Below are 24,922 nucleotides of genomic sequence, written 5' to 3'. Positions count from 1 at the left end.
CCCGTGGCCCGTGCCCGAAGCCCGAACGCGCAGGTGCACCCAGCCGGACCGGCTGGGACGCTTGGATCGCGCCTGCGCGAACTGCGCCACGAGAAGGGTTTCAGCATCGCACAGCTTGCGGCTCTGGCGAGCGTGCCATCCAGCACCATCAGCAAGATTGAGAACGGCCTGCTCAATCCGAGCTTGGTCAATGCGATCAATCTCGCGTCGGCGCTGGACGCCAATCTCGGGTTCCTGGTCGACCGCGCCCGGGCACGCCATGCCCGATATGCGATCGTGCGACGCTCGCAACGGGGCCGCAGCAGCTTTCCGGAAATGGCGCTGATCCTGGAGGACCTGAACATCGGCTTCGTGCCCGGACTGCTCGAGGCGCGCATCGGCACCATCAGTCCGGGCGCGCATTCCGGCAAGGAATACATGACCCATCCGGGCGACGAGATGGCGCACATCCTGTCCGGCACCCTGGACTACGACATTGACGGCGAGGGGTTCGTCCTCAGCAGCGGCGATTCCCTGCATTTCAAATCTCATGTGCCGCATCGCTGGATGAACAGAAGCGACGAACCGGCTGAAGTCCTCTGGATCTTCTCCGACGGCCTCTCATTTTAGAAAGGAACAATCGACATGATCAGCCAGCATATCATCGACCGCGTGATCGCAAGACGTGGACGGCTGCATTTGTTCGATACGCTCGAAGCGAAGCGCACCGCGCTCGTCGTGATAGACATGCAGAAGACGTTCTGCGAGCCGGGCGCGCCGGCGGAAGTTCCCGCCTCGCGCACAATCATCGGCGCGATCAACCGACTGGCTGCGGGCCTGCGCAAGGCGGGCGGCAAGATCATCTGGTGCACGCACGCCAATGTTGGCGTCGACGACAGCAGCGACTGGCGCAACTTCTTCGATCATTTTGTGGCCGACGACATCCGCTCGAGTACCATCGAGAGTCTGTCGCCTGACGGCTCGGGCCAGGACATCTGGCACGAACTGCAGACCTCGGACGAGGACATCAAGCTGCTCAAGAACCGCTACAGCGCGCTCATCCCCGGCTCCTCGCAGCTGGAGAGAATCCTGCGGAGCCTAGACATCGACACGCTACTGATCTGTGGCACGAAAACGAACATCTGCTGTGAATCCACAGCCCGGGACGCCATGATGCTGGATTTCAAGGTCGTCATGGTTTCGGATGGTACCGCTGCGCTCTCGGAGGAGGAGCACCGCGCCGCGCTTGAAAACGTCATCCAGCAGTTCGGAGACGTGATGTCCGCGGACGAGATCCTGCAACGGATCTGACGACGGCACAGCCATCAGGTTCCTGCAGGTAATGACCAGAACATTTCATCCAACGGGAGGAGAACAACCATGACGAAGCTTCTTGCGACAACAGCCCTGGCGATGGTCACGCTGCTTTCGGCGGCCCACGCCGACACCAAGCGCGTGGCCTTGGTGCTGCCGGGCCCAATCACCGATGGCACCTTCAATTCCGCCGCCAGCAAGGGCATCGAGGCGGCGAAGGAGAAATACGATATCGAAGTGGTGGTGCGCGAAAACACCGATTTTGCCCAGATCCAGGATGTGCTGCGGTCCTATGCCGAAGAGGGCTATGACATGGTCATCGGGCACGGCTTCCAGTTCGCGGAGCCGGTTATGGCGATCCATGCCGAGTATCCCCAGACGTTCTTCGTGGTGAACACCGCCCAGGTTGCGGCCGAACCAAACGTCGCCTCGTTCGACAATCGCTGGGGAGATGCAGGCTACATGGCCGGCGCAGTCGCCGCCCTTTATTCGAAGAGCGGCAAGATCGGGCATGTCGGCGCGATCCCGGTGCCAGTGATCGAGCAGTATAATCTCGGCTTCGAGCGTGGGGCGAAGTACTTTCGCCCGGAGGTGCAGGTCCTGTCGGCCTATGTGGGCTCGTTCAGCGACATTGCCCGCGGCGCCGAGATCACGACATCGTTGATCGAGCAGGGCGCCGACGTGGTCACCTCTACCGGCAACGAAAATGTGATGGGTACGATCCAGGCCGCGCAGAAGGCCAATGTCAGCGCCATCGGCACCGCCTTCGACAGTGCCGCCATGGCTCCCGATACCATCATCACAACCGCTCTCATCAACATGGACGTCAACATCGATCTGGCCGTCGGCAGGTTCATCGAGGGGACGCTGAAGCCGCAGACCTACGTCCTCGGCCTCAAGGAGAACGGCATCGGCTTGGCGCCTCTTCGCGGTTTCGAAAACAAGATCTCCGCCGAGGACAAGGCCAAGATCGACGCGCTGGTGACTGATATTGCCGAAGGCCGAATCACCGACCTGCCTTGATCGATCGATGAGCGTCCCCTCCCCTGATGACGCGTTCATCGCGCTTCGCGGTGTATCCAAGCGCTTCGCCTCTGTCGTGGCCAACCGCTTGGTCGACCTCTCCGTGAGGCGTGGAGAGATCGTGGCCCTGGCTGGCGAGAACGGCGCCGGCAAGTCCACGATCGTCAATATGCTTTCGGGCCTGATCGAGCCGGACGAGGGGACGATCCTGCTGGAGGGCATACCCGCCCGCCTCAACTCCCCCTTGGCTTCGGTCGAGGCGGGCATCGGCACGGTACACCAGCATTACATGCTGGTGCCGACGCTGTCGGGTCTCGACAACATCGCCCTCCAACTGGGCGAACTCGGCCGCGGGCGTCTCGACCGGGCGGGCCTTGCGCGGCGCGTGGCGGAAGTCTCCGGCGCGCTCGGCTTCGACATCGAACTTGACCGCAGGATCGACAGTCTCGATGTGGCGCAGCAGCAGCGCATCGAAATCGTCAAGGCGATGATGCATCGCGTCAAGCTACTGATCCTCGACGAACCCACCGCAGTGCTCGGCGCCGACGACAAGCGCCATCTGTTCGACACCATCCGACGGCTCAGGGAACACGGCACCTCCGTGATCCTCATCACCCACAAGCTGGAGGACATTTTCGCCGTTGCCGACCGGGCTGTAATCATGAAGGCCGGAAGCGTGGTCGCGCAGGCGGATGTCGAAGCGCTGACCCCGGCGGCGATCGTGGGCCACATGGTGGGCGCCAGTGATGTTCAGGAAGCCGAAGCCATCGTAAAGGGCTTCGGCCGTGCACCCCGGACGACGGAGGTTGCCGAGGCGCTCTGTTCGGCGCGGGACCTGACCTTGCGCAGGCCCAACGGGTCGCTGGCCGTCTCCGGCCTGACGCTTGACCTGCATGCCGGCGAGATCGTCGCGCTCGCCGGCGTCGATGGCAACGGGCAGAGCGAATTCATGCGATGCCTTGCCGGAATGGAGAGGCCGTCGGCGGGAGTGGTCGAATGTCTTGGCGAGAGCACCGAAGCCGGGTCCTGGAGCCCGGCTCTCCTCAGGCGTCGGGGCGTCAGCCATATTCCCGAAGATCGCAGGCGCTTCGGCATCGTCGCGCAGATGACCCTGATGCAGAACTATCTGTTGGGAAACCAGGAACGGCCGGGCCTCTTCAGGTGGGGCTTACTTCGCGCAGGACGGCTTTCTGATCTGGTGGCGCAGCGCCTGTCGGAATTCGAGGTTCGCGCACCCGGTCCGACGGCGCCGATGCGCACCCTGTCCGGCGGCAACCAGCAGAAGATGGTGCTGGCACGCGAACTCGACTATGCGCCCAAGGTGCTCCTGGCCGCGCATCCCTCGCGCGGCCTCGACATCAAGACCATAAGGTTCGTCCACCGCAGCCTGGACCGGGCGCGCGCCGAAGGGATGGCGGTGCTGGTCCAGTCGTCCGACATAGACGAAATCATGGCCATAGCGGACAGGCTGATCGTGTTTTCCGGCGGGCGCGTTTTCGGACCTGCGCCATGCGAGTCCGTGAGCCGCAACCAGCTCGGCGCATGGATCGCCGGCCAGGAGGAGATGCCATGGTGACCGCCGCTAGCCGAAAACTGCCAGCCTTCGCAGCGATCGGGTTCGCGCTCCTGCTCGTGGTCGGCGCCATCCTGCTGGCGGGCGCGGACCCTCTCGCACTCGCGGGCAGTGTGGTGCAGCGCGCATTGCTGACGAATGCCGGCTTCCTTGAGGCATTGCTGCGAGCTATCCCGCTGACGATCATGGGGCTCGGCATCGCCCTGGCGTTCCGCGCGCGCATCTTCAACATCGGCATGGACGGACAACTCATCGCCGGCAGCGTAGCCGCCGTCGCATTGGCGCCATGGCTGCCAGGCGGCCCGGTCGGCATGCTCGCCTTTCTGGTGATCGGACTCGCCGGCGGCGCGTTTTGGGGCGGGGTGGCCGGCGTGATCAAGGCGCGCTTCGGCGGCAACGAGATCATCAGCACGATCATGCTGAACTATGTCGCTATCCAGATACTGTCCTGGCTGGTGCGCGGCCCAATGCAGGAAAAGATGCGCATCATCCCCCGTAGCGATCCGATCGACGCATCGCTGCGGCTGCCCGTCTTGTTTGAAGGCACGCGCATTCATGCCGGGCTGATCGTCGTCGTGATCGTGGTAGCGCTGTCCGCGGCAGTCGTCGCGCGCGGCCGCTTCGGCTTCAAACTTGCCGTAGTCGGCCAGAATCCCGATGCCGCCCATTACGCCGGAATCAGCCCGTCGGGAGTCGCTGGTATCGTCTTGGCTATTTCCGGCGGCCTGGCCGGCCTCGCCGGTGCGGTGGAGATCTCGGGCGTCTATGGACGACTGCAGGAAGGCTTCGCGCCGGGTTTCGGCATCAGCGCGATTGCCGTCGCCCTCGTCGCCCGGCTTAATCCCCTGCTCGTGCCGGTATCGGCGCTCGGCTTTTCGCTGCTCTATGCCGGCCTCGGCTCGGTCGCGCAGAAGGGGATGGTCCCGTTTCCCATGATCAACATCATCGAGTCGGCGATCATTCTCGTCTTCCTCGCCGGCTCGACCATTGCAATCCGCTCCGGACGCGCGAAGGAGGTATAGGCCGATGGATGAAGCGGTTTTCGTCAGCGCCCTTCTGGCGGCGGGTATCCGGCTGGCGGCGCCAATCGCCCTGGCTGCGCTTGGCGAGACGCTCGCACAACGGTCCGGCGTCATCAATGTCGGCCTGGAGGGCATCATGCTGGTCGGCGCCTTCGTCGCCGTCCTCATGGCAGTGCAGACGCAAAGCCCCTGGATCGGCCTGGCCGGCGCGATCTTCTGCGGCGCGGCGATGGGTGCCCTGCACGCCTATTTTTCGGTCATCCTGAAGGTCGAGCAGATCGTCACGGGCATCGCGCTCCTGTTCCTCGGCATGGGCCTGTCCGGCTACGGCTATCGTCTCACCATCGGCATGTCGGGGTCGCCGGTCGCCGTTCCCGGCTTCCGGCCGCTCGATCTGTTCGGCCTGTCCGATCTTCCGGTGGTGGGGGCCGTCCTGTTCGGGCAGCATGCGCTCGTGTATCTCACCCTGGTCGCGGCAGCCCTCATGGCCTGGATGTTCCGTGCCACGCGCCTCGGCATCATGATCAAGGCCGCCGGCGAGTATCCGGTCGCTGCCGCAGCCGCCGGCATCGACGTCGACCGCATACGGCTCGCCTGCGTGACGGTCGGTGGGGCTTTCGCGGGTGCGGCCGGCGCGTTTCTGTCGACGGCTCATCTGTGGGGCTTCGTCGAGAATATGACGGCCGGGCGCGGCTTCCTGGCGATCGCCTGTGTCGTCTTTGCGCGCTGGAAGCCCTGGCTTGCGGTGGCCGTGGCGTTGGTCTTCGGCATCGCCGACGCGTCACAAATCCGGATCCAGTCGGTTCTGCCCATGGTGCCATACCAGTTCTTCGTCATAGTCCCCTACATGTTGGCTATCGTGGCGCTTGCGTTCGGATCCGGGCGAAACGGCATGCCGGCGGCGCTTGGAACACCGTTCACCCGCCATAGCTAGGGCCTATCGGCCCGAAACTGCGATTTGTTTTGGCACGTGAACGGTCGCTGCGGTCATGTAAATCTCGCGCCTCAGGATGACGCTCGGCTTGTTCCTGATCGTATCGCGGGAAAATGCCTCCCGCCGTACCGCTGAACAGCCCCATCACCACGGCGACCAACCCCGCATCGCCGAGTTCGAGCGCCTTCAGCGATCCCACGACCGCGGCGACCGAAAGCCCGAGGCGTCGAGGTAGAGGATCCAGCGCCGGCGCGTCATGACCAGACTCGCGACGAAATGCATACCAACGGACAGGGTAAGCGACCTGGGGTCGATGACCCAGCAGACATCGCTCCCGAGCAGGAGGTCACGCAGGGTGCCGCCGCCGATGCCGGTCGAGCGCCGAGCCACATGAAGACGAAAACGTCCATCTCTTTTCGCAAGGCCACGAGGGCTCCTACCACCGCGAATGCCCCCGTCCCGCACATGTCTGCCCCACGGAGCAGGCCGGCCAGGCTCATCGGATCGTCTAGCCGAGCCAGAGTGAGATTGCCGGGAACAACACGAGGATCGCGAGGCGGACGACGTCGGCCGCGATGAAGGGGACGAGCCCGGTGAAAATTTGCTGGATCTTCACATTAGGCAGCACGGCCTTGAGAACAAACACATTCATCCCGATCGGCGGGGTGATCATCGCGATCTCGGTTGCGACGACGACGACGATGCCGAACCAGACGAGGTCGAAGCCCTGGGCGACAACAATAGGCGCGAACAGCGGCACGAAGATCAGAATGATCGCCATCGAATCCATCACGCAGCCGAGCACGAGGAAAACGAGCAGGATAACGAAGATCAGCGACACCCCCTCGATCCCGGTGGCCTGCACCATCTCGAGGACGTCCGACGCCAGCCCCGACATGTTGAGCAGTTTCGACAGCATCAACGCGCCGAACAGTACCGTGTAGAGTGCCACCGACGTGTAGGCGGTCTCGATGATGACCTCGCGCAACACCTTGAGCGTGAGGCGACGGGTTGCGAAGGCGATCAGGATCGCGAGTCCCGCGCTCATGCCGGCGGCCTCGGTGGGGGTGAACAACTTGCCGTAGAGGCCGCCTATGATGAGCCCGAACAGCAGGACGAAGGGCCAGACGCCCGCAAGCGCCCGGATCTTGTTGTGCCAGGCCACGGGCTCGCCCCTCGGCGCGTGCTCGGGGTTGAGCCCCGCGACGATGCGCACGGCCAGCATATACATGGCAAGGCCGAGGAGCCCCGGGATCACACCGGCGATAAACAGGTGGCCAAGGTTGGTCTGGGTCAGGATGCCGTAGACCACCATAATGATTGACGGCGGGATCAAGATGCCCAGCGTGCCGCCCGCCGCGATGGTTCCCGCGGCCAAGGAGTCCGAGTAGCCGTATTTTTTCATCGACGGGTAGGCCACCTTGGCCATCGTCGCCGCAGTGGCGTAGGACGAGCCGGAGACCGCGGCGAAGCCTGAGCACGCGGCCATGGTCGAGAGTGCCAGCCCGCCGCGAAGGCGGTCTTAAAGTTGATCGCAAGCCCGATGCCGACGACCGAGGCGCCGAGAAGCGCGAACGCCAGAGGTACGCGGAGGAAGGCTAGCACAATCGCCGTTGCCATGGCCATGGAGCCGACAATCACAGCGCGTCCTCCATATGCTCTGTCCCGCCGGTGTGTAGCCGGCCCAAAGGAATGGTCACGAGGGCCATCACCGCCGAAAGTGCGGCGGAGAGGCCGAAGTATACGTAGAGCGGTGCCCGCGGGATTCGGAGCGCCTGGCTGACCTCGCGGATTGCTTGTGCGTTGGCGGCCTGATTGAAAAAGAGCCAGGCAACGACGGCCAGAATTACGGCCACAGCGACGCCGATCAGGATGCTCCACCAGCGCACCGCGGGAAGCGGAGTCGGAACGGCCATGAAGGCAAGTGGTGCACCTCTTGGAACCCCAGATGTTCGATCAACTGCCCCGGCAAACTCCCCGACCCATGTTCACGACACACAGGGGATCTGCGTGCGATACGTTTGGAGTAATTCCAGCTTCGGGCTCAATTCCGAGCATCGTTCCGCAGTTCAACAACGGCGGCTTCAGGAGATAATCTCGAAATGGTGCGATTGGGCTGCCCACTCCACCGGAAACGGCTCCAGCGCCAGCGTCACCTCCGGTCCCTGCCTGCCGTCGAGGATCGCCTCGACGATATCTGGCGCGAGCAGCGTCAGTCGCAGGACGCGGGTCACGTAGGAGGGCGCGATCCCCTCACGCTCGGCCAGGTCGGCGATGGTGGCGAACTCGCCCGACTCCAGCATCCGTTTCCAGCGGAACGCGCGGGCCAACGCCTTGACCAGCGTGTTGTCCGTCCGCCGCGGTTGCGTGGTGCCCTCGGGCATCTGCATCTCTTTCCGCCCGCCGCGCTTCACGATGCGGAACGGGACATGAAGAGTCACTGTCTCGGGGATGGGCGCGCCGTGGTTCATGCGGCCTCTCCGATGTCGGCTGTCAGCATTTCGCGCGTTAGGCCGCCGAGCCCGTCGACGCGCAGGCGGACGCTGAGCCCGTCAGTGCCGATATCGACGCGCTCGACCAGCAACGTCACGATGCGGGCCTGCTCGGCGGGGAACAGTTCGTCCCATAGCGGATCGAGCTGCTGCAGGGCCGCGCGGGCGTCGGATTCGGTGATGCCGTCGGCGTGGACGCGTGCAGCTTTCCACGTCCCTGCCACGATCTCCGGCTGGCGGAATACTGCACGGAGCTGGTCGATGACCGCGGACTCGATCTCCCCTGCTGGCACGCGGCCGACCGGGCAGGATCCGGCGCCGTGCTTCAGCACCGTTTGGCTGACATAGTAGCGGTAGAGCTTGCCGCCCTTACGCGTGTGCGTTGGCGAGAAGGCGGCACCATCGGGCCCGAACAGCAGGCCCTTCAAAAGTGCGGGCGTCTCGGCGCGGGTGCGCGCGGCGCGTTTACGGGGGCTTTCCTGGAGGATGGCGTGGACGCGGTCCCACGTCTCGCGGTCGATGATCGCGTCGTGCTCGCCGGGATAGCTGTCGCCCTTGTGGACCGCCTCGCCGATATAGGCGCGGTTGTTCAGCATCCGGTAGATGTATTTCTTGTCGATCCGGTTGCCTCGGGTCGTCCGGATGCCGCGCTGAGCAACCTCGCGGGCCAGTTCCGTGCCCGAGCCGATCTCGAGGAAGCGGGCGAAGATCCAGCGGACATGCGCGGCGGCTTCGTCGTCGATGACCAGTTTCCGGTTCAGGGCGTGGTAGCCGTAGGGCGGCATCCCACCCATCCACATGCCCTTCTTGCGGCTGGCGGCAAACTTGTCGCGAATGCGCTCGGCCGTCACCTCGCGCTCGAACTGGGCGAAGCTGAGCAGGATGTTCAGCGTCAGCCGGCCCATGGACGTCGTCGTGTTGAAGCTCTGTGTGACCGAGACGAAGGTCACGCCGTTGCGGTCGAACACCTCGACCAGCTTGGCGAAGTCGGCGAGCGACCGACTGAGGCGGTCGATCTTGTAGACCACCACCACGTCAACCAGTCCGTCCTCGATATCCTCCAACAGGCGCTGCAGACCGGGGCGGTCGAGCGTACCGCCGGAGATGCCGCCATCATCGTACTGATCACGGACCAACACCCAGCGCTCCGACCGCTGGCTGGCAATGAAGGCCTCGCACGCCTCGCGCTGGGCGTGCAGCGAGTTGAACTCCTGTTCCAGCCCTTCCTCGGAGGATTTGCGCGTGTAGATGGCACACCGCTGCTTGCGCACGATCTTCTGGTTCTCCGAGAGCTTCGTCATGTCCGCGCCCTGTGGTTCTTGAGGCCGAAGAACACCCACCCGTTCCAGCGCGTGCCAGTGATGGCCCGCGCGATCGCCGACAGCGACTTGTAGGGCCGCCCCTGCCATTCGAAGCCGTCAGCGGTCACTGTGACGACCTGTTCTTCACCTTGCCATTCCCGCAGCAACCGCGTGCCGGTGATCGGTCGGTCGCGGTCGGCGCGCAGGCTGCGCTTTTTGCGGTCGCCGCCGTCCAGTTCCTCTCCCAGCCGCTCCAGCCGGCGGATCGTCTCGGGCCTCAACCCTCCATAGGCCAATTCCTGGATGCGGTAGGCGAGCCGGCTTTCCAGGTAGCGGCGGTTGAACGGCGGCGGTTCGCTGTCGAACAAGTCTCGCCACTGCGCCTTCAGTTCGGGCGCCGTTGCCGCCTTGAGCGCGGCCAGGCGGGCAAGAACGGCCGGATCGTCATGGCGGCCTCCCCTGCCGGTCGCGTCGTTCGTGGAGACTGTTGTCATCGGAACTCTCCCTTGCGGTCGTCCCGACACACGCTCTCCCGGGCGCCGAAGTGAAGCGACTTGTCTGCATCATCGCCAGATAGTTCGCTTGACTGTCGAAGCCTCAGCCGGATCAGGCCGAGAGCAAGGATGGCTGCAAGGACAGCAAGACGTTCCCTTGTCGACATATAGCGGGGATGAAGCGGATTCACGCCAGGTCCCCCTGCTCTCTCAACGCTAGCCCGCGGATGAGGCGCTGCGTGGCGCTACGGGCTGGCGGGTGGCCTCGGGACTGCAATTCCTGGACGAACGCCCGCTGTGTGCTTGCCTGTTCGCCTGCCTCGTCGGCCCATTTCAGCCAGCTCTTGAAGAGCGTCGTACTGCCGACTGAGAGGCTTGCATCGACCTCGCAACGGTCGGCAATGAAACGGCCGATCGCATCCTGGTTATCCAGATAGAACCGCGCGAGTTCATTAACGGCCGCCGGTGGGTTCAATCCCTGGCGAAACCACTCGCGACAGCCTTCGATCGCCCAACTGAATATGCCGTCGCGCTCATGTAGCAGATCGTCGATCAATGACGGGTTCCGCTCCACCATTGGAACGACCTTTCTGAATGGAATGATCTGAAGCCTCCGTCTTACGGCCTCGTCGACACCATCCAGGAGCGGCAACTGATTGCCTGTGACCATCAGCTTGAACTGAGGCACATAGGTGAAGAAGTCCTGGCGCATGAAGCGCGCGGCGATCTGGTCGCCGCCGGTCAGCGCCTTGAGGCGGTTTTCAGCGAAGCGGACACGTCGCTCTACCTCGGGCACAAGGACCAGGCGTTGGCCCTGCAGATGCGCCAGTTCTGTCGGATGACGAGCTAGATGAGTCGCCGTGAGCAGGTCGGTCGCCGCCGTCGAGGCATAGTCGCCGAGAAGTGCGCTCAGGACGCTCGTAAAGACGGATTTGCCGTTGGCTCCTCGTCCGAGCAGGAAAAACATCGCATGCTCACGGGTCGAACCCGTCAAGCAGTAGCCAGCAACCCGCTGGAGATAGGCCGCCAGGTCGTTGTCGGCCTCGGTAATCTGTCCCAGAAACCGCTCCCAACGCGGCGCCGCACCGCCCGGCACAGCCCCTGCGAGCTTCGTCATCGACCGCTGCGGATCATGTGCTTCCAATTGGCCGGTCTGCAGGTCGATGATACCGGCCAACGTGTTGAGTTGCCATGGATCGCTGTCCCAGCGCTCAGCGCGGGCAACGAGACGGCTGTCCGACCGGGCAAGGGCTTCGACCGCCGTCACTTTGGCGGCGGAGGCAAGCCGCATGGCGACATTCCTGTCTTCGGCTTCGGCGGCCGCTTCTCGACACACCCGGCGGATGGTTTCCCGAACCGTGTTGCGATCGGGACGCCAGCACACGCCGTTCCAAACCATCCATGATCCGGTCTCGGGGATCAGCCTGATGTAATCCTCCTGGGCCTGGGCGAATTCCAGAGCCAGTGCATCGTCGCTGAGAGCCGGGGCACCATTCGACAGCTGATTGTCAGATCGCCGTCCCATCAGGCATCGCCTCGTTCCGAATGCTCGGTCGTGAACGGCAGGACCCGACATTTCCGTTCGAACGCAAGGACGTCCGACAGATCGTAGGCGATGCGCCCTCCCAACCGCAGATAAGCCGGTCCGGTTCCGATCTGGCGCCAGCGCTGAAGCGTTCTGGTGCTTAGGTGCCATCTCTGCGCCAGGCCGTGTTCGTCGAGATGCGATGTCATGATGTTCGTTGCCTCGTGCCGCCGTTCATGCGCACAGACTGCCGGCATTCGCCACGAACCCAAAAACCGGCCACCAATGGCCGATTTATTCACGCGCGGTTTACGACAGGTCCCGGAATTGCAAGCACGGGCGCGCAAATTCGGCCATAGAGTCACCAGTGCATGGGTCGAAGCCATTGACTGGAAAGCACCGCAAACCCTGGGTAGCCGACGAATCGGAGGACGAGTTCTTCGAGCGTGATCCGCGCCCGATTTGGGAACGCATGGACCCGGCTGATGGTGTACCCCCGTGGGAAGCCTTGTTTCATTTCGTCCGTCCCCGTCTTGCAGAGATGGCCTATGAGCTGGACCTCGCTGGCTATGGCGACGAGGCGAATATCGATCCAATGTGGGACGCCGCAGAGACCCTCGAGTTCCAGAGGAATCATGCGAGGTTTCGTCTTCGACTCCTCGATCTGAGAGCCGAACTCTTGGGAAAGCTCTTGCGTGGAGAGGTGATTGCTCGTGGATATTCGAGCCAGGCTCCGCTCGACGCTCCGCGACAGGCCATCAGGGCCGATCGCTGGCGAGACCTGGAGATCGACATCAGGAGGGCGACGGCATCCGGGCCGGGGGTTGAGGTCACCCAGATCCTGATTTTCCCCGCACATGTCGAGGCTGGCGACGAGAAGGACAGGGCAAAGGGCTTCTCATCATCCGCGCTGCGCAAATGGTACAACAACCGTGTCGAACAATGCGCATCCTCCGGGCGACAACCCTCCAGAGAAGAAGACCATCAGGAGGCAAACGAGGCCTTTCACGGCGCCATCCCGAAGCGCGCCGTAGAGGCGTTGCGCCGTGAGCTGGCCCCGGAGGCATGGAAGCGGAAAGGACGCAGACCGAAAAAGAGTGGCGACTGACGCTCACATAGACAGACCACCTCCGACGTTGCGATCCTCAGGGGTGACTGACACTTGTGACGCTAGTGACGCTTGCCTGATGTTATCCGTCTGACGAGCATTTCTTGTCGAAGTGATAGGAAGGCGGAAGCGTCACAAGCGTCATTGCCGTCATCATCCGGAGTCTGTGCCGAAACCTTCAACCGCGGTTTCGGCGTCCCTGGTTTCGCGGGCAAAGTCGAGTCCGACCGATCTGTCGCAGGAGAGCGTAGCGGCGCGTACGAATGACGTCAAATGTCATGATTCACAGATGGTTGTGACCGATATATCATGCGATTAATGAAGTATGCGGCTTTGTTCCTTGCAAGGTGCTCCGGGCAATCATGACCACAGGCGATCGTTCTCTTCAGCTGGATTACAGACCCCTCGACATACTGATCCCGTACGCCCGCAACGCGCGCACTCATTCCGAGGCGCAGGTGGCGGAGATCGCGGCATCCATCCGGGAGTTCGGGTGGACCAACCCCATCCTGGTCGACGGCGAGAACGGGGTCGTTGCCGGCCACGGACGGTTGCTGGCGGCGAGAAAGCTCGGCATGGCACAGATTCCGGTCATCGAGCTTGCAGGTCTCAGCGAGGCACAAAGGCGCGCCTACGTCATCGCCGACAACAGGCTGGCGCTCAACGCCGGGTGGGACAACGAGCTGTTGGCGCTGGAGTTCGGCGATCTGGAGAGCCTGGGCTTCGATCTGGCCCTGACCGGGTTCGGCGAGGAGGAGATCGCGGCGCTGACTGCGCGCGGCACGACTGGCCTCACCGATCCGGATGCCATCCCTGCCCCGCCCGCTACGCCTGCGAGCCGTCCCGGCGATCTCTGGGTCCTCGGCAACCATCGTCTGATCTGCGGTGATGCCACCAGTGAAGCGGATGTGGCTCGCCTGCTGGGTGGCGTCTCCCCTCACCTGCTGGTCACCGATCCTCCCTATGGCGTCAACTACGATCCGGCCTGGCGCGGGAAGCTGAATGGTGCCGAGGGGCTTGCGACCGGCAAGGTGGCCAACGACGACCGCGCCGACTGGCGTGAGGCCTGGGCGCTCTTCCCAGGCGATGTCGCCTATGTCTGGCACGGCGCCCTTCACGCCGGGATCGTGGCGGAAAGCCTCGAGGCCTCGGGCTTTGCGATCCGGTCCCAGATCGTATGGGACAAGACCCGCCTGGTGATCGGCCGCGGGGACTATCACTGGCAACATGAGCCGGCGTGGTACGCTGTGCGCAAGGGCAGGAAGGGCCACTGGAAGGGCGACCGCAAGCAGACGACCGTCTGGCAGATACCGCACCGCAAGAACGACAGCGGCCATGGCACGCAGAAGCCGGTGGAGTGCATGCGCCGGCCGATCGAGAACAATTCCTCTCCCGGTCAGGCCGTCTACGAGCCGTTCAGTGGATCCGGCACGACAATCATAGCCGCAGAGATGACGGGGCGATGCTGCCATGCCATCGAGCTCGACCCGGCCTATGTCGATGTGGCTGTGAAGCGCTGGCAGTCCTTCACCGGCGAGACGGCCATGCTGGAAGGCAGCGATGCGTCCTTCGCGACTGTGGCTGCCGAACGCGGTGCGCAGGCAAGCTGATGCCAATGCCGGACGCAAGCAAGGGAACATCCAGAGGGATTGATGAGACCAAGAACGCCCACTGCAGGATCAAGCGTGTCCGGGAGCTGGGTGGAAGCCGAAAAACGGCTGAAGGAAACGCCGACGCTGCTCAAGACGCCTGCCGGCTACGTGCAGCCCTCTCCCTGGCTGGCGATCGCCAACAAGAATGTCGAGCTCATGCACAAGTTCATGTGTGAACTCGGCCTCTCGCCGTCATCCCGGAGCCGGGTGACCACCAGCTCTCCCCTCGGCCCGAAGCCATGGGAGTTCAGCGGCCTGGAAGCCGAGGACGACGAGTTCTTCTCGTAGGCAAAGTGCTGGCCCGGAGCGACTTGCCACCAACGACTGTACGATCGGACGCCCTCACCCGCCGACCACGTCACGCGAGGTCACGCGCTCGACGTGATAGACCTTGTCGAGCCGGCGGATCGTCATTTCGCGGCGGTCAGTCGAGCCGCGATGCCGTGCGCCAGGTGTTTCCAGGAGCCTGTGCCTTTGGTAGAGCGCAAAGCAAAGTCGCTCGTGCATCGGTCGCTTACGAAGTGTCCGACCACCTAAAGCTTACCGTTGAGTTCCGGCAGGGCCTGGAAGAGGTCGGCGACGAGGCCGTAGTCGGCGACCTGGAAGATGGGCGCTTCCTCGTCCTTGTTGATGGCGACGATGACCTTGGAATCCTTCATGCCGGCCAGGTGCTGGATGGCGCCGGAAATGCCGCAGGCGATGTAGAGGTCGGGCGCGACGACCTTGCCGGTCTGGCCGACCTGCCAGTCGTTGGGCGCATAGCCGGCATCGACCGCGGCGCGGCTGGCGCCGACGGCCGCGCCCAGCTTGTCGGCGACCGGAAGGATGACCTCCTGGAACTTCTCCGACGAACCGAGCGCACGGCCGCCCGAGATGATGATCTTGGCCGAGGTCAGCTCCGGGCGGTCGCTTTCCGACAGCTTGTTCTCCACGAAGCTCGACACGCCCGGATCATCGGCCGCGGCGACGGTCTCGACCGACGCCGAGCCGCCTTCGCCCGCGGCCTGGAAGGCGGCGGTGCGTACCGTGATCACCTTCCTGGCGTCGCTCGCCTCGACTGTCTGGATGGCGTTGCCGGCATAGATCGGCCGCTTGAAGGTCTTGGCGTCGACGACCTCGATGATGTCGGAGACCTGCATGACGTCAAGCAACGCGGCCGCGCGCGGCATCACGTTCTTGCCCATGGTCGTGGCCGGCGCCACCAGTGCGTCGTAGCCGTCGGCAAGCGACACGATCAGCGCGGCCAGCGGCTCGGCCAGGCGCTGGTCGAGCGCGTCGGCCTCGGCCAGCAGCACCTTGCGCACGCCGGCAAGCTTTGCGGCGGCGTCGGCGACGCCCTTCGCGCCCTTGCCGGCGACCAGGATGTCGACGTCACCGCCGAGCCCGGCCGCGGCCGACAGCGCCTTGGCGGTCTGGTCGGAAAGGGTTTCGTTGTCGTGTTCGGCAATCAGCAATGTGGCCATGGTCTTTTCCCTTGCTTGCCGCCCTGGCACCGGACGCCGGAACTCCGGTCAGATCGTGCCGAAAGCGGCTGGATTCGAGACCCGGAGCGGAGCGTACTTTGGTACGTGTGCACCGGAAGCGAAAAAAGCCGGCCGCTTACAGGCCGGCGGAATTCCTCAGAGCACGCCGGCTTCGTTCTTGAGCTTGTCAACGAGCTCGGCCACGTCCTTGACCTTCACGCCCGCCTTGCGGCCGCCCGGCTCCTCGGTCTTGAGAACCTTCAGCCGCGGCGCGGTGTCGACGCCGTAATCGCCCGGCGCCTTCTCGTCGAGCGGCTTCTTCTTGGCCTTCATGATGTTGGGCAGCGAGGCGTAGCGCGGCTGGTTCAGACGCAGGTCCGTGGTCACCACCGCCGGCAGCGTCAGTTCCACCGTCTGCAGGCCACCGTCGACTTCGCGCGTCACTTTCGCCTTGCCGCCGTCGAGCTCGACCTTGGAGGCAAACGTCCCCTGCGCCCAACCCAGAAGCGCAGCCAGCATCTGTCCGGTCTGGTTGGAATCGTCGTCGATCGCCTGCTTGCCGAGGATCACCAGTTCGGGCTTTTCCTCGTCCACGATGCCCTTCAGGATATTGGCCACCGCCAGCGGTTCGACCGAGTCGTCGGTCTTGACCAGGATGCCGCGGTCGGCGCCCATGGCAAGCGCGGTGCGGATCGTCTCCTGAGCCTGCTGCGGGCCGATCGAAACCGCCACGATCTCCTCGACCTTGCCGGCCTCCTTGAGACGGATCGCTTCCTCGACCGAAATCTCGTCGAACGGGTTCATCGACATCTTCACATTCGCCAACTCGACGCCCGAGCCGTCGGCCTTCACCCGCGGCTTCACGTTCGCATCGATCACCCGCTTAACAGGAACGAGGACTTTCATGCGGCAACTTCCTCTTCAACTATCGGGGAGGCAAACCTCGACATCAGGCGCGCGCGAGCGGCAGCGGCCGTTTCAATCGCCTTTTGCTTGACGGGTCCGAAGCCGCGAATGGCATCCGGCACGGACGCGACCTCGACAGCGAGATCGAGATTGGCCTCCGTCAGACTGGAGATGAGTGTTTCCAGGTCCGCCTCGTAGCTGCGGATGAGATCCCTTTCCTGCTGGCGCTCCCTCGAATAGCCGAATGGATCGAGCCTCGTTCCCCGCAGGAAACGCAGCTTCGAAAGGACAGCCATGGCGTGGAATATCCAGGGGCCAAACTTCATCTTCTTCGGACGGCCGGTTTCCTTATCGATCCGGGCGAGCAGCGGTGGCGCCAGCCACAAAGAGAGGCGTTCCTGCCCCTCGAATGTCCGCGCCAGACGTGCCTTCCAGGCGGAGTCGACATAAAGGCGGGCGACCTCGTATTCGTCCTTGTAGGACATCAGTCTGGCAAGGTTGATTGCCGCTGCCTGCGCCAGGCGTTCCGACCCCGGTGCGACACGTTGCTCTGCAAGCCGGACCTTGTCCACAAGTGCCTTGTAGCGCCGCGCCCAGCGCATATTCTGGAAACGGGTCAGGTGGGCGCTGCGGTGCGCAATGATTCCTTCCAGGGTATCGGGTATGCCCGAGACCTCGATGTCGGGGCGCACCGCGTTGGGCTCCACGACGGCCAGTCGCCCGAGCGCAAATGCGTCAAGATTGAGCTGAACGGCCGCGCCGTTGAGTTCGATCGCCTTGATGATGGCTTCGCTTGCCAAGGGCAGCCAGCCCTTCTGATACGCATAGCCGACCATGAACATGTTGGCGCCGATCTTGTCACCCAGCAGGCGCTCGGAAACCTCCTCCGCGTCGACGGCGATGGCTTCGTCGCAAGCCATCCGGACAGCGGCGATGAGCGCCTTGTCGTCAATGCGGTAGTCTCGGTTCGACTGGAAAGCGGCGGTCGGCGCAGGCTGCGCGCCGAGCAGCGCCTTGGTCTTGGCAGGCGAGCAGGCCTTCAGCCCGTCGGCTCCGGCGGCGGTTACCAAATCGCAGCCGAGTACGAGGTCGGCGGTGCCTGAACCGATTTGCGAACCGCGAAGGCCGTCCGGAGAGGACGTCAGCCGCAGGTGGCTGAAGACGGCGCCGCCCTTCTGCGCCAGGCCGGTCATGTTGTAGCTGCTGGCACCCTTGCCCACCAGATTTGCGGCCATCGCAAGTACGCTACCGATGGTGACGACACCGGTGCCGCCGACACCGGTTATGAGCACGTTGCAATTGTCGAATTCGGCGACCGGGACGTCGGGGATGGCTGCAAGCCGGCTCCGGTCAAGCTTACCGGAATCCCTGCGCAGCCTGCCGCCCTCAACCACCACGAAAGACGGACAGAATCCCTCGACGCAGGAGAAGTCCTTGTTGCAGGAGGACTGGTCGATACGCCGCTTGCGTCCAAACGCCGTCTCTTTGGGCAAGATGCTCATGCAGTTGGACTGGACGGAGCAGTCTCCGCATCCCTCGCAGACGTCTTCATTGATGAAGACCCGCGCTGCGGGGTCCGGCATGAGCTTGCGTTTGCGCCGGCGCCGCTTTTCAGCTGCGCAGACCTGCTCATAGACCAGAACTGTGGTCCCCGCCACCTGGCTCAGTTCCTTTTGGACGCGCAGCAGCTGGTCGCGCTTGACAACCTCCACACCCGCGACGTCGACGGTGGTGCGCTCAAGATCGTCGGTTACCACGACGACACGTGCCACATCCTCCGCCAGGACTTGGCGCACGATCTGCTCGGTCGTCAAGGCGCCCTCCACGGGCTGCCCCCCGGTCATGGCAACGGCATCGTTGGCGAGGATCTTGTAGGTAATGTTGACGCCTGCGAGAACCGCTGCGCGGATCGCCATGAGCCCGGAATGAGAATAGGTGCCGTCCCCCATGTTCTGAAAGACGTGGCGCATGGTGGTGAAGTGAGAGAGGCCGATCCAGTTGGCTCCCTCGGCGCCCATCTGCACCGGCTTCAGCGTATCGCGATTCATCCACATCGCCATCGAGTGGCAACCGATTCCCGACATCGCGAAGGAGCCCTCGGGGACCTGGGTGGAGGTATTGTGCGGACAGCCCGAGCAGAAGTAGGGAATCCGCTTCGGACGATCAGGCGGAACGGTCACCGCCTCGACTCGCGTTGCCTCGGCCAGTGCCTGACGCAATTGGTCGTCCGCCAGGCCGCAGGCCTCCAGCCGCTCCACGAGTGCGGTGGCGACCGTCAGCGGGTCTAGCTGGACGTCAGCGGGCAGCAGCACCCCGCCTGCGCCGTCCGTTTTGCCCGCAAGCCGGGGGCGTGCCGGCCGGTTGTACAAGATTTTCGCGGCCTGGTCTTCGAGGAAGGCGCGCTTTTCCTCAATGAACAACAACTCCTGGCAGCCTTCGGCAAACGCCTCCAGACCGGTCGGCTCCATTGGCCAGATGAGCCCGACCTTGTAGACGGAGAGGCCAAGGGCATCGGCCCTTTCTGCGTCGATCCCGAGAAGTGCGAGACCATCCACCAGATCGGCATGGGCCTTGCCCGAGGTGACGATGCCGAGTCGGGCGCCTGAATGACCAAGCGTGCGGACGTCGAGGTGATTGGCGCGCGCATATTCGTGAACGCGCGGCAACCGCAGCCGCATGACGACCGTCTCGTCGCGCTGCGGGCTGTAGTCCGGCTGGGGGCGTATGTCGGCGCCGTCGGCCGCGGAATTCGGTGTCACGATGCGCGGCGCGCCCTCGGCGACCTCTACGGTCGCCGTGGTCTCCACCGTTTCGTTGACCGTCTTCAGGCCGACCCACAGGCCCGAATGGCGCGAAAGCGCCCAGCCGTGGAGACCGTACTCGATGATTTCCTGGACGTTCGACGGATAGAGGACCGGCATGGAATTCGCGGCGAGTGCCTGCTCGCTTTGGTGTGCCACCGTCGAAGACTTGCCCGGATGGTCGTCGCCGAAGACGACGAGGACGCCCCCCTGTTCGGTCGTTCCGGCATAGTTGCCATGCTTGAAGGGGTCCCCCGACCTGTCGACGCCAGGCCCCTTGCCGTACCAGAGGGCGAAGACGCCATCCACGTTCTTGCCAGGCAGGCTGTCGATCTGCTGCGTGCCCCAGACTGCCGTGGCCGCGAGGTCCTCGTTAACGCCTGGCTCGAAGACGACCGAGGCCTCCTTCAGTATGTCGCGGCACTTCCAGAGCTCCATGTCAAAACCGCCGAGTGGCGACCCGCGGTAACCCGAAACGAAGCCCGCAGTGTTGAGGCCAGCCTTGCGGTCGCGCTCACGTTGCGTGAGCAACAACCGCACCAGTGCCTGCGTTCCGGACAGGAAGAGCGTACCGGAGGACCGTTCGTAACGGTCCTTCAGCGAGACCTCTCTGAGCGCAATGTTCATGAGCTTCGCGCAGCCTGACGCGCTGACCCCGGGTTGATAACACCTTGCTCGACCATGGCCTCGATCTCCTCGGCGCTCCATCCAGCTTCGGCTAGCACCTCCCGCGTGTCACCGCCCAGGTCGATAGGCATCCGGCGCAATGCGGGCGCCGCACCATCGTAGCGGACGGGATGAGCGAGAACGGTTGCCCGGCTTGCTCCGATGTCGAACTCCTGAAAGCACTGGTTTTCCGCCACCTGAGGATCATTGCGGATAGCGTCGTAGTCCTGCACGCGCTCGTACCAGAGCCCGTGCGGCGCGAGCGCTGCGTCGAGACGCTCATAAGTCCAGCCCTTCAGCTCCTCGCCGAGGATTTTCATGAAGGAATCGCGGTTCGCCATGCGGTCATCCGCCAGCGCAATCAGGTCAGCGTTACCGATTGCCTCGGCGAACTTCTCGATGTCGCCGCCGAGACTGATGACGGCGTGACAGTCGGCCAGGCGGAAGACCCCGTAGGGGGCGGGTAGAAACCACGAGGCAAGCCGGTGGTCGCGGCGGAAGCGGTCGGCTCCTCGCCGTCCCGAGTGATATGCGGCGATAGATTCGGCCTGCAGGTCGAGACCGGCGTTGAGAAGATTGGACTCGATGCGCGTGCCGACGCCGGTCGACAATTTGCGGGCGAAGGCTGCGCTGATCGCCATCGCCATCAAAGCGGCGCCATGCTGATCCACGATCGGCACACCGGGGACCGTCGGCGCCGTTTCCATATCCCCGGTGACCGAGATGAGGCCGCAGCGGGCCTGAACCAGAAGATCTTGTCCGGGGGCTTCGGCCATGGGTCCTGACGAACCCCAACCCGAAGCGGATGCATAGATGATGTCAGGCTTTGCTGCCTTGACCGCCTCGTAGCCGAAGCCCAGACGGTCCAAGACTCCGCCGCGGTAGTTTTCCAGAACCACGTCCGCCTCGCGTATGAGCGAATAGACAACTTCCTTGCCGCGCGGGTTCTTCAGATCCACCGACAAGGAGCGCTTGTTGCGATTGACCGAAAAGAAAGTCGCGCTCAGGCCGTCGATGAACACGGAATCGGCACCGTAGCCTCGTTCATAGGCGCCGTTGAGAGGCTCGACCTTGATGACGTCAGCCCCCATGTCGGCCAGGTATTGGGATGCGGCCGGCCCCTGCACAAAATGCGTGAAGCTCAGCACCTTCATGTTATCGAGCATGTCGGCTCCGCTCAGGTTCAGAGGGACTGCCTGCCGTTTTTCAGCAGACTGCGCGCAATGATGACGCGATGAATGTCCGAGGCCCCGTCGAAGATGCGGTATACCCGGGCATCTCGATAGAGTTGCTCGAGCGGCATTTCGCGGCAGTAACCCATGCCGCCAAAGATCTGCACGGCCTTGTCGGCGACACGGCCGAGCATCTCGGAGGCATAATATTTGACCATGGAGACTTTCTCGCGAGGATCCATGCCCTGATCGGTCTCCCACGCGGCGTTGAGAACCATCATCCGTGCGGCAAATATCTCGGTGGCCATGTCAGCCAGCATGGCCTGAACCATCTGGAAATCGCCGATCTTCTGGCCGAACTGCTTGCGGTCGTTGGCATACTCGATCGACATCTGCATGAGCTTGCGCGCCATGCCGACGGAGCGGCCACCAACCATGCCGAGACGAACCTTGTTGATGGTGGAGAGCGCCTGATAGAGGCCCGAGCCTTCCGGACCCAGCATCTGCGTTTTCGGCAGTCGAACGTTGTCGAAGACTAGCTCCGAATGATTGGTCGCCCGCAAGCCCATCATGTACTGGATGCGGCCAAGCGTGAATCCCGGCGTGTTCTTGTCGACAAGGAAAGCGCTGATGCCCTTGGCGCCCTTGGACGGATCGGTGACGGCCGTGACGATGATGGCGTCCGCCACGTCGGCATCGCTTATGAAATGCTTCGTTCCGTTGAGGACGAAGTCGTCACCTTCGCGGCGGGCGCTTGTCTTGATGCCGGCCGCATCAGAGCCGGCATTCGGCTCGGTCATGCCGAGAGCGACGTTGATGTCGCCGGCGACCGCCGGATAGAGATACTTGTCACGCTGCTCGCCGACGCAATTGACAAGCGAACCGGGAATAGCCCCGAAGGCGCGTCGTACGAGCGCATCCTTGGTGAAGCCGAACTCCTCCTCGCAGAGACACATGTCGACGGCACTCAAACCGCCACCGCCGACATCCTCGGGCATTCCCATGGCGAACAGACCAAGCGCCTTGGCCTTGTCGCGCAATTCGCGCGCCAGTTCCGGGCGTACGTACTGCACCTCCTCGACCTCGGCCTCGTGCGGCTGAAGCTCATCCTTGATAAAGCGCCGGATCGTATCCAGCACCAACTGCGTTTCCTGGGGAACGGAAAAGTCGATCACTGCCTGTCTCTCCCGGACCGGACCAGCCCGATCCACAACTTCATGTCTGCAAATGGCGTTCGTCAGCGGGTGACTTCGAAGGCCGCGATATCGAGGGTGCCCTCAAAGTTAGCTCTGCGCTTTTCTCTGAAGGCCGTAACGCCCTCCAAAAAATCTGGAGTCTGGGAAAGAGCTTCGCTGAGGTCCAAAGTCCTTGCGATCGCCTCTTGCTCCGGCAGGTCAAAGGCATAGCGCAATGCGACCTTGCAAGCATAGGTAGCTTGGGCGGCGGCGCTTGCCAGCCGGGCGGCCAACTCACGTGCCAGTGCGAGCGCGCTACCCTTCGGGGCCACGCGATTGACGAGCCCCCATTGTCGCGCCGTCTCCGCGTCGATCGCGTCGCCGAGAAGCATCATCTCGCTTGCCCGTCCGAAGCCGATGCGCCGGGTCACACGAACGGTGCCGCCGCTGCCGGGAAAACCGCCCAGAAGCACTTCCGGAAGGCCCAGCCTGGCGTCCTCCGAGGCAATAACGAGGTCGCACCCGGCGGCCAATTCAAGGCCGCCGCCAAGCGCAAGACGCTCGATTGCCGCGATTGTAGGCTTGGGGAAATGCGCTACGGCGGAATAAGTCTCGTTTTCGTAACCGAGTTTCTTGGAAACGATTGCTTGTTCGGCAATGAGCCCGGGAAACTCCTTGATGTCGGAACCGGCGCAGAAGGCGCGATCGCCTTCGCCGGCCAGCACGAGTGCACCCACATCCGCATCGTTCGCTAGATGGTTGAGCGCCGCATTCATCTGACGTGTCAGGTCGAGCGTGACGACGTTCATGGGCGGATTGCTGAGATAGAGCGTGGCGACGCGATCTTGGACCTCCACGCGGATCTTCCTGTCGGGCATTTCGGGGCGTCCTCCTGAGCGGGAACTTGACTTACACTGACTTGCAGGTCAATAAGTTTTTTGACGAGAACACGCCTTGGCCGATCCCCTGCCGGACAAGGGTCCGACGCATCGAAGTCACATCGTGGAGGAGAATTTCACCATGCCCGCCATCGTCGTCGCACGGGTCCAGGTAACGGATCCAGAAAGGTACGAAACCTACAAGCCTCTCGCCAAGGAGGCGATCGAAGCCTTCGGCGGACGCTACCTGGTACGCGGGGCCGAGCCGAACACGCTCGAAGGCGCGGCGGCCCCCTGTCGCTACGTAATCGTGGAGTTCGACTCGGTCGAAACAGCGCGCGAATTCTACAAGTCACCGCTCTACCGCAAGGCGCGCGAAGCACGCATTGGAGCCGCGGACGCTGAAATAATTGCGCTTCAGGGCGTGTGAGACGCCCAGACAGGAGAAATTCCCATGCCAAGAAAGAGCTACGACTGTTCCGGTGTCATTCCGGCTTGCCTTCTGCCACTGCACGATGACCTTTCGATCGACGAAAAGAGCTACCGCAAGCACCTGCGTGACGTGGCCGGCGTTAAAGGCGTGGCGGCCATTACCGTCAACGGCCATGCCTCAGAGGTTTCTTCCTGTACTTTCGAGGAGCAGGAAATGCTGCTGGCAAGTGCTCTCGACGAGATCGGCGACAAGGTGCCGCTCGTCAACGGCGTCTATTCTGATGGTGGCACCGATGCGGTGCGGATTGCACGGATGGCCGACCAGAAGGGGGCGTCGGCGCTACTGGTGTTCCCCTCGAATGTCTTCATCCTCGGCTCGCGACCGGAAATGATCCTGGACCACTACCGTCGGATCGCCGACGCTACCGACCTGCCGCTCATCATTTTCCAGTTTCCCTCGAACACGCCGCTTGGCTACTCGCACGAGGTGCTCGCGCGCCTCATCGAAGAAATCCCCTCAATTAAGGCAATGAAGGACGGCTGCGGCGATCCTGCTCGTCACGAAATGACGGTCCGAGAACTGCAGTCCGACTCACGTCCCTTCCATGTCCTTTCGACACACAGCGCTTGGCTTCTGTCGTCACTCGTGAATGGCTGCAATGGTCTCCTGTCAGGCGCCGGAAGCACGATCGCAGACCTTCAAGTGCAACTGTTTGACGCGGTAAAGGGCAACGATCTGGCCAAGGCTAAAGAGGTTGCCGCCAGAATATACCCTACGACCAGCGCTTTCTATGGCGCACCCGGCGTCGACATGCACAACCGCATGAAGGAAGCGCAGGTGATCCTCGGACGGTTGCCGAACGCGGCCGTGCGGCCGCCTCTGCAGAAACTCGGCGATGCGGAAATCGAGCGCATCCGGAAAGCCATGCAAGCCGCGCGGATCACCGCCGAAGGAGCACTCCCGGCCGCCGCCTGACGCGGCTTGGCGATTGCGCCATCCGCGAAAAACAGG

The 24,922-nt window shown here is 63.3% G+C and carries 23 protein-coding genes and 2 pseudogenes; 11 read left to right on the top strand and 14 right to left on the bottom strand.

Features of this window, described 5'->3' with window-relative positions; translation table 11 throughout:
* The first annotated feature begins 3 nt into the window (after positions 1-3).
* The 6 genes from FQ775_RS21285 to FQ775_RS21260 all read left to right on the top strand — a co-directional run bounded on the left by FQ775_RS21285 (position 4) and on the right by FQ775_RS21260 (position 5,845).
* Positions 4-609: a helix-turn-helix domain-containing protein gene (locus FQ775_RS21285; RefSeq protein WP_146299947.1), complete on the top strand. Its 606-nt coding sequence runs from the start codon at positions 4-6 to the stop codon at positions 607-609.
* A gap of 15 nt (positions 610-624) precedes the next feature.
* Positions 625-1,290, top strand: a complete 666-nt coding sequence (locus FQ775_RS21280; RefSeq protein ID WP_206064791.1) for an isochorismatase family protein — start codon at positions 625-627, stop codon at positions 1,288-1,290.
* Between the two features lie 69 nt (positions 1,291-1,359).
* Positions 1,360-2,316 (top strand): BMP family protein, encoded by a 957-nt coding sequence (locus FQ775_RS21275; RefSeq protein ID WP_146299946.1) that lies wholly within the window; start codon positions 1,360-1,362, stop codon positions 2,314-2,316.
* A gap of 7 nt (positions 2,317-2,323) precedes the next feature.
* Complete coding sequence (locus FQ775_RS21270; protein WP_146299945.1) at positions 2,324-3,892, top strand: ABC transporter ATP-binding protein; 1,569 nt, start codon at positions 2,324-2,326, stop codon at positions 3,890-3,892.
* On the top strand, positions 3,886-4,911 hold the full coding sequence (locus FQ775_RS21265; RefSeq protein WP_167813098.1) for an ABC transporter permease: 1,026 nt from the start codon (positions 3,886-3,888) through the stop codon (positions 4,909-4,911). The genes FQ775_RS21270 and FQ775_RS21265 overlap by 7 nt, the downstream gene beginning before the upstream one ends.
* Before the next feature lie 4 nt (positions 4,912-4,915).
* The gene (locus FQ775_RS21260; RefSeq protein WP_146299943.1) at positions 4,916-5,845 is read left to right on the top strand and encodes an ABC transporter permease; all 930 of its coding nucleotides are present in this window, start codon (positions 4,916-4,918) and stop codon (positions 5,843-5,845) included.
* A 186-nt stretch (positions 5,846-6,031) separates the two neighbouring features.
* Here the strand turns inward: FQ775_RS21260 and FQ775_RS24200 are convergent.
* The 7 genes and pseudogenes from FQ775_RS24200 to FQ775_RS21225 form a co-directional block, all read right to left on the bottom strand.
* Positions 6,032-6,312 (bottom strand): annotated as a pseudogene (locus FQ775_RS24200) (trimeric intracellular cation channel family protein).
* A 41-nt stretch (positions 6,313-6,353) separates the two neighbouring features.
* Positions 6,354-7,352: pseudogene (locus FQ775_RS21250) on the bottom strand (TRAP transporter large permease); the annotation flags it as partial.
* Between the two features lie 130 nt (positions 7,353-7,482).
* Positions 7,483-7,761 (bottom strand): hypothetical protein, encoded by a 279-nt coding sequence (locus tag FQ775_RS21245; protein ID WP_146299941.1) that lies wholly within the window; start codon positions 7,759-7,761, stop codon positions 7,483-7,485.
* 168 nt (positions 7,762-7,929) lie between these two features.
* Entirely contained in the window at positions 7,930-8,316 is a 387-nt protein-coding gene (locus FQ775_RS21240; protein WP_146299940.1) for a hypothetical protein, read from the bottom strand.
* Positions 8,313-9,638 carry a recombinase family protein gene (locus tag FQ775_RS21235; protein WP_146299939.1) on the bottom strand — a complete coding sequence of 442 codons (1,326 nt, stop codon included), beginning with the start codon at positions 9,636-9,638 and terminating at the stop codon, positions 8,313-8,315. The genes FQ775_RS21240 and FQ775_RS21235 overlap by 4 nt, the downstream gene beginning before the upstream one ends.
* The gene (locus FQ775_RS21230) at positions 9,635-10,132 is read right to left on the bottom strand and encodes a DUF2924 domain-containing protein (RefSeq protein WP_167813097.1); all 498 of its coding nucleotides are present in this window, start codon (positions 10,130-10,132) and stop codon (positions 9,635-9,637) included. Before FQ775_RS21230 ends, FQ775_RS21235 begins: the two co-directional genes overlap by 4 nt.
* Positions 10,133-10,319: 187 nt before the next feature.
* The gene (locus tag FQ775_RS21225; protein WP_167813096.1) at positions 10,320-11,657 is read right to left on the bottom strand and encodes a phage/plasmid primase, P4 family; all 1,338 of its coding nucleotides are present in this window, start codon (positions 11,655-11,657) and stop codon (positions 10,320-10,322) included.
* A gap of 385 nt (positions 11,658-12,042) precedes the next feature.
* Between FQ775_RS21225 and FQ775_RS21220 the strand changes: the two genes are divergently transcribed.
* From FQ775_RS21220 to FQ775_RS21210, 3 genes are all read left to right on the top strand, one after another.
* Complete coding sequence (locus FQ775_RS21220) at positions 12,043-12,765, top strand: hypothetical protein (protein WP_146297701.1); 723 nt, start codon at positions 12,043-12,045, stop codon at positions 12,763-12,765.
* Positions 12,766-13,127: 362 nt separating this feature from the next.
* Positions 13,128-14,375, top strand: a complete 1,248-nt coding sequence (locus tag FQ775_RS21215; RefSeq protein WP_167813095.1) for a site-specific DNA-methyltransferase — start codon at positions 13,128-13,130, stop codon at positions 14,373-14,375.
* A 75-nt stretch (positions 14,376-14,450) separates the two neighbouring features.
* Positions 14,451-14,705 carry a P27 family phage terminase small subunit gene (locus FQ775_RS21210; RefSeq protein ID WP_206064789.1) on the top strand — a complete coding sequence of 85 codons (255 nt, stop codon included), beginning with the start codon at positions 14,451-14,453 and terminating at the stop codon, positions 14,703-14,705.
* Positions 14,706-14,759: 54 nt separating this feature from the next.
* On the opposite strand, the gene FQ775_RS21205 is transcribed toward FQ775_RS21210, so the two are convergent.
* From FQ775_RS21205 to FQ775_RS21175, 7 genes are all read right to left on the bottom strand, one after another.
* A complete protein-coding gene (locus FQ775_RS21205) occupies positions 14,760-14,924 on the bottom strand; it encodes a hypothetical protein (protein ID WP_167813093.1) in 165 nt (54 codons plus the stop codon).
* Positions 14,925-14,950: 26 nt separating this feature from the next.
* A complete protein-coding gene (locus FQ775_RS21200; RefSeq protein ID WP_167813092.1) occupies positions 14,951-15,880 on the bottom strand; it encodes an electron transfer flavoprotein subunit alpha/FixB family protein in 930 nt (309 codons plus the stop codon).
* 156 nt (positions 15,881-16,036) lie between these two features.
* Entirely contained in the window at positions 16,037-16,786 is a 750-nt protein-coding gene (locus FQ775_RS21195; RefSeq protein ID WP_167813091.1) for an electron transfer flavoprotein subunit beta/FixA family protein, read from the bottom strand.
* Positions 16,783-20,295: an indolepyruvate ferredoxin oxidoreductase family protein gene (locus tag FQ775_RS21190; RefSeq protein ID WP_246730207.1), complete on the bottom strand. Its 3,513-nt coding sequence runs from the start codon at positions 20,293-20,295 to the stop codon at positions 16,783-16,785. The genes FQ775_RS21195 and FQ775_RS21190 overlap by 4 nt, the downstream gene beginning before the upstream one ends.
* Entirely contained in the window at positions 20,211-21,419 is a 1,209-nt protein-coding gene (locus FQ775_RS21185; protein ID WP_146300953.1) for a CaiB/BaiF CoA transferase family protein, read from the bottom strand. Before FQ775_RS21185 ends, FQ775_RS21190 begins: the two co-directional genes overlap by 85 nt.
* Before the next feature lie 17 nt (positions 21,420-21,436).
* Complete coding sequence (locus tag FQ775_RS21180; protein ID WP_206064788.1) at positions 21,437-22,600, bottom strand: acyl-CoA dehydrogenase family protein; 1,164 nt, start codon at positions 22,598-22,600, stop codon at positions 21,437-21,439.
* A gap of 62 nt (positions 22,601-22,662) precedes the next feature.
* A complete protein-coding gene (locus FQ775_RS21175; protein ID WP_146300952.1) occupies positions 22,663-23,478 on the bottom strand; it encodes an enoyl-CoA hydratase/isomerase family protein in 816 nt (271 codons plus the stop codon).
* A gap of 76 nt (positions 23,479-23,554) precedes the next feature.
* Between FQ775_RS21175 and FQ775_RS21170 the strand changes: the two genes are divergently transcribed.
* Complete coding sequence (locus tag FQ775_RS21170; RefSeq protein WP_246730206.1) at positions 23,555-23,908, top strand: DUF1330 domain-containing protein; 354 nt, start codon at positions 23,555-23,557, stop codon at positions 23,906-23,908.
* A gap of 24 nt (positions 23,909-23,932) precedes the next feature.
* Positions 23,933-24,886 carry a dihydrodipicolinate synthase family protein gene (locus FQ775_RS21165; protein ID WP_146300951.1) on the top strand — a complete coding sequence of 318 codons (954 nt, stop codon included), beginning with the start codon at positions 23,933-23,935 and terminating at the stop codon, positions 24,884-24,886.
* Positions 24,887-24,922: the final 36 nt, after the last annotated feature.

This window comes from Nitratireductor mangrovi, from assembly GCF_007922615.2.
Classification (GTDB): domain Bacteria; phylum Pseudomonadota; class Alphaproteobacteria; order Rhizobiales; family Rhizobiaceae; genus Mangrovimarina; species Mangrovimarina mangrovi.
This window is presented reverse-complemented; position numbering and strand designations above follow the sequence as displayed.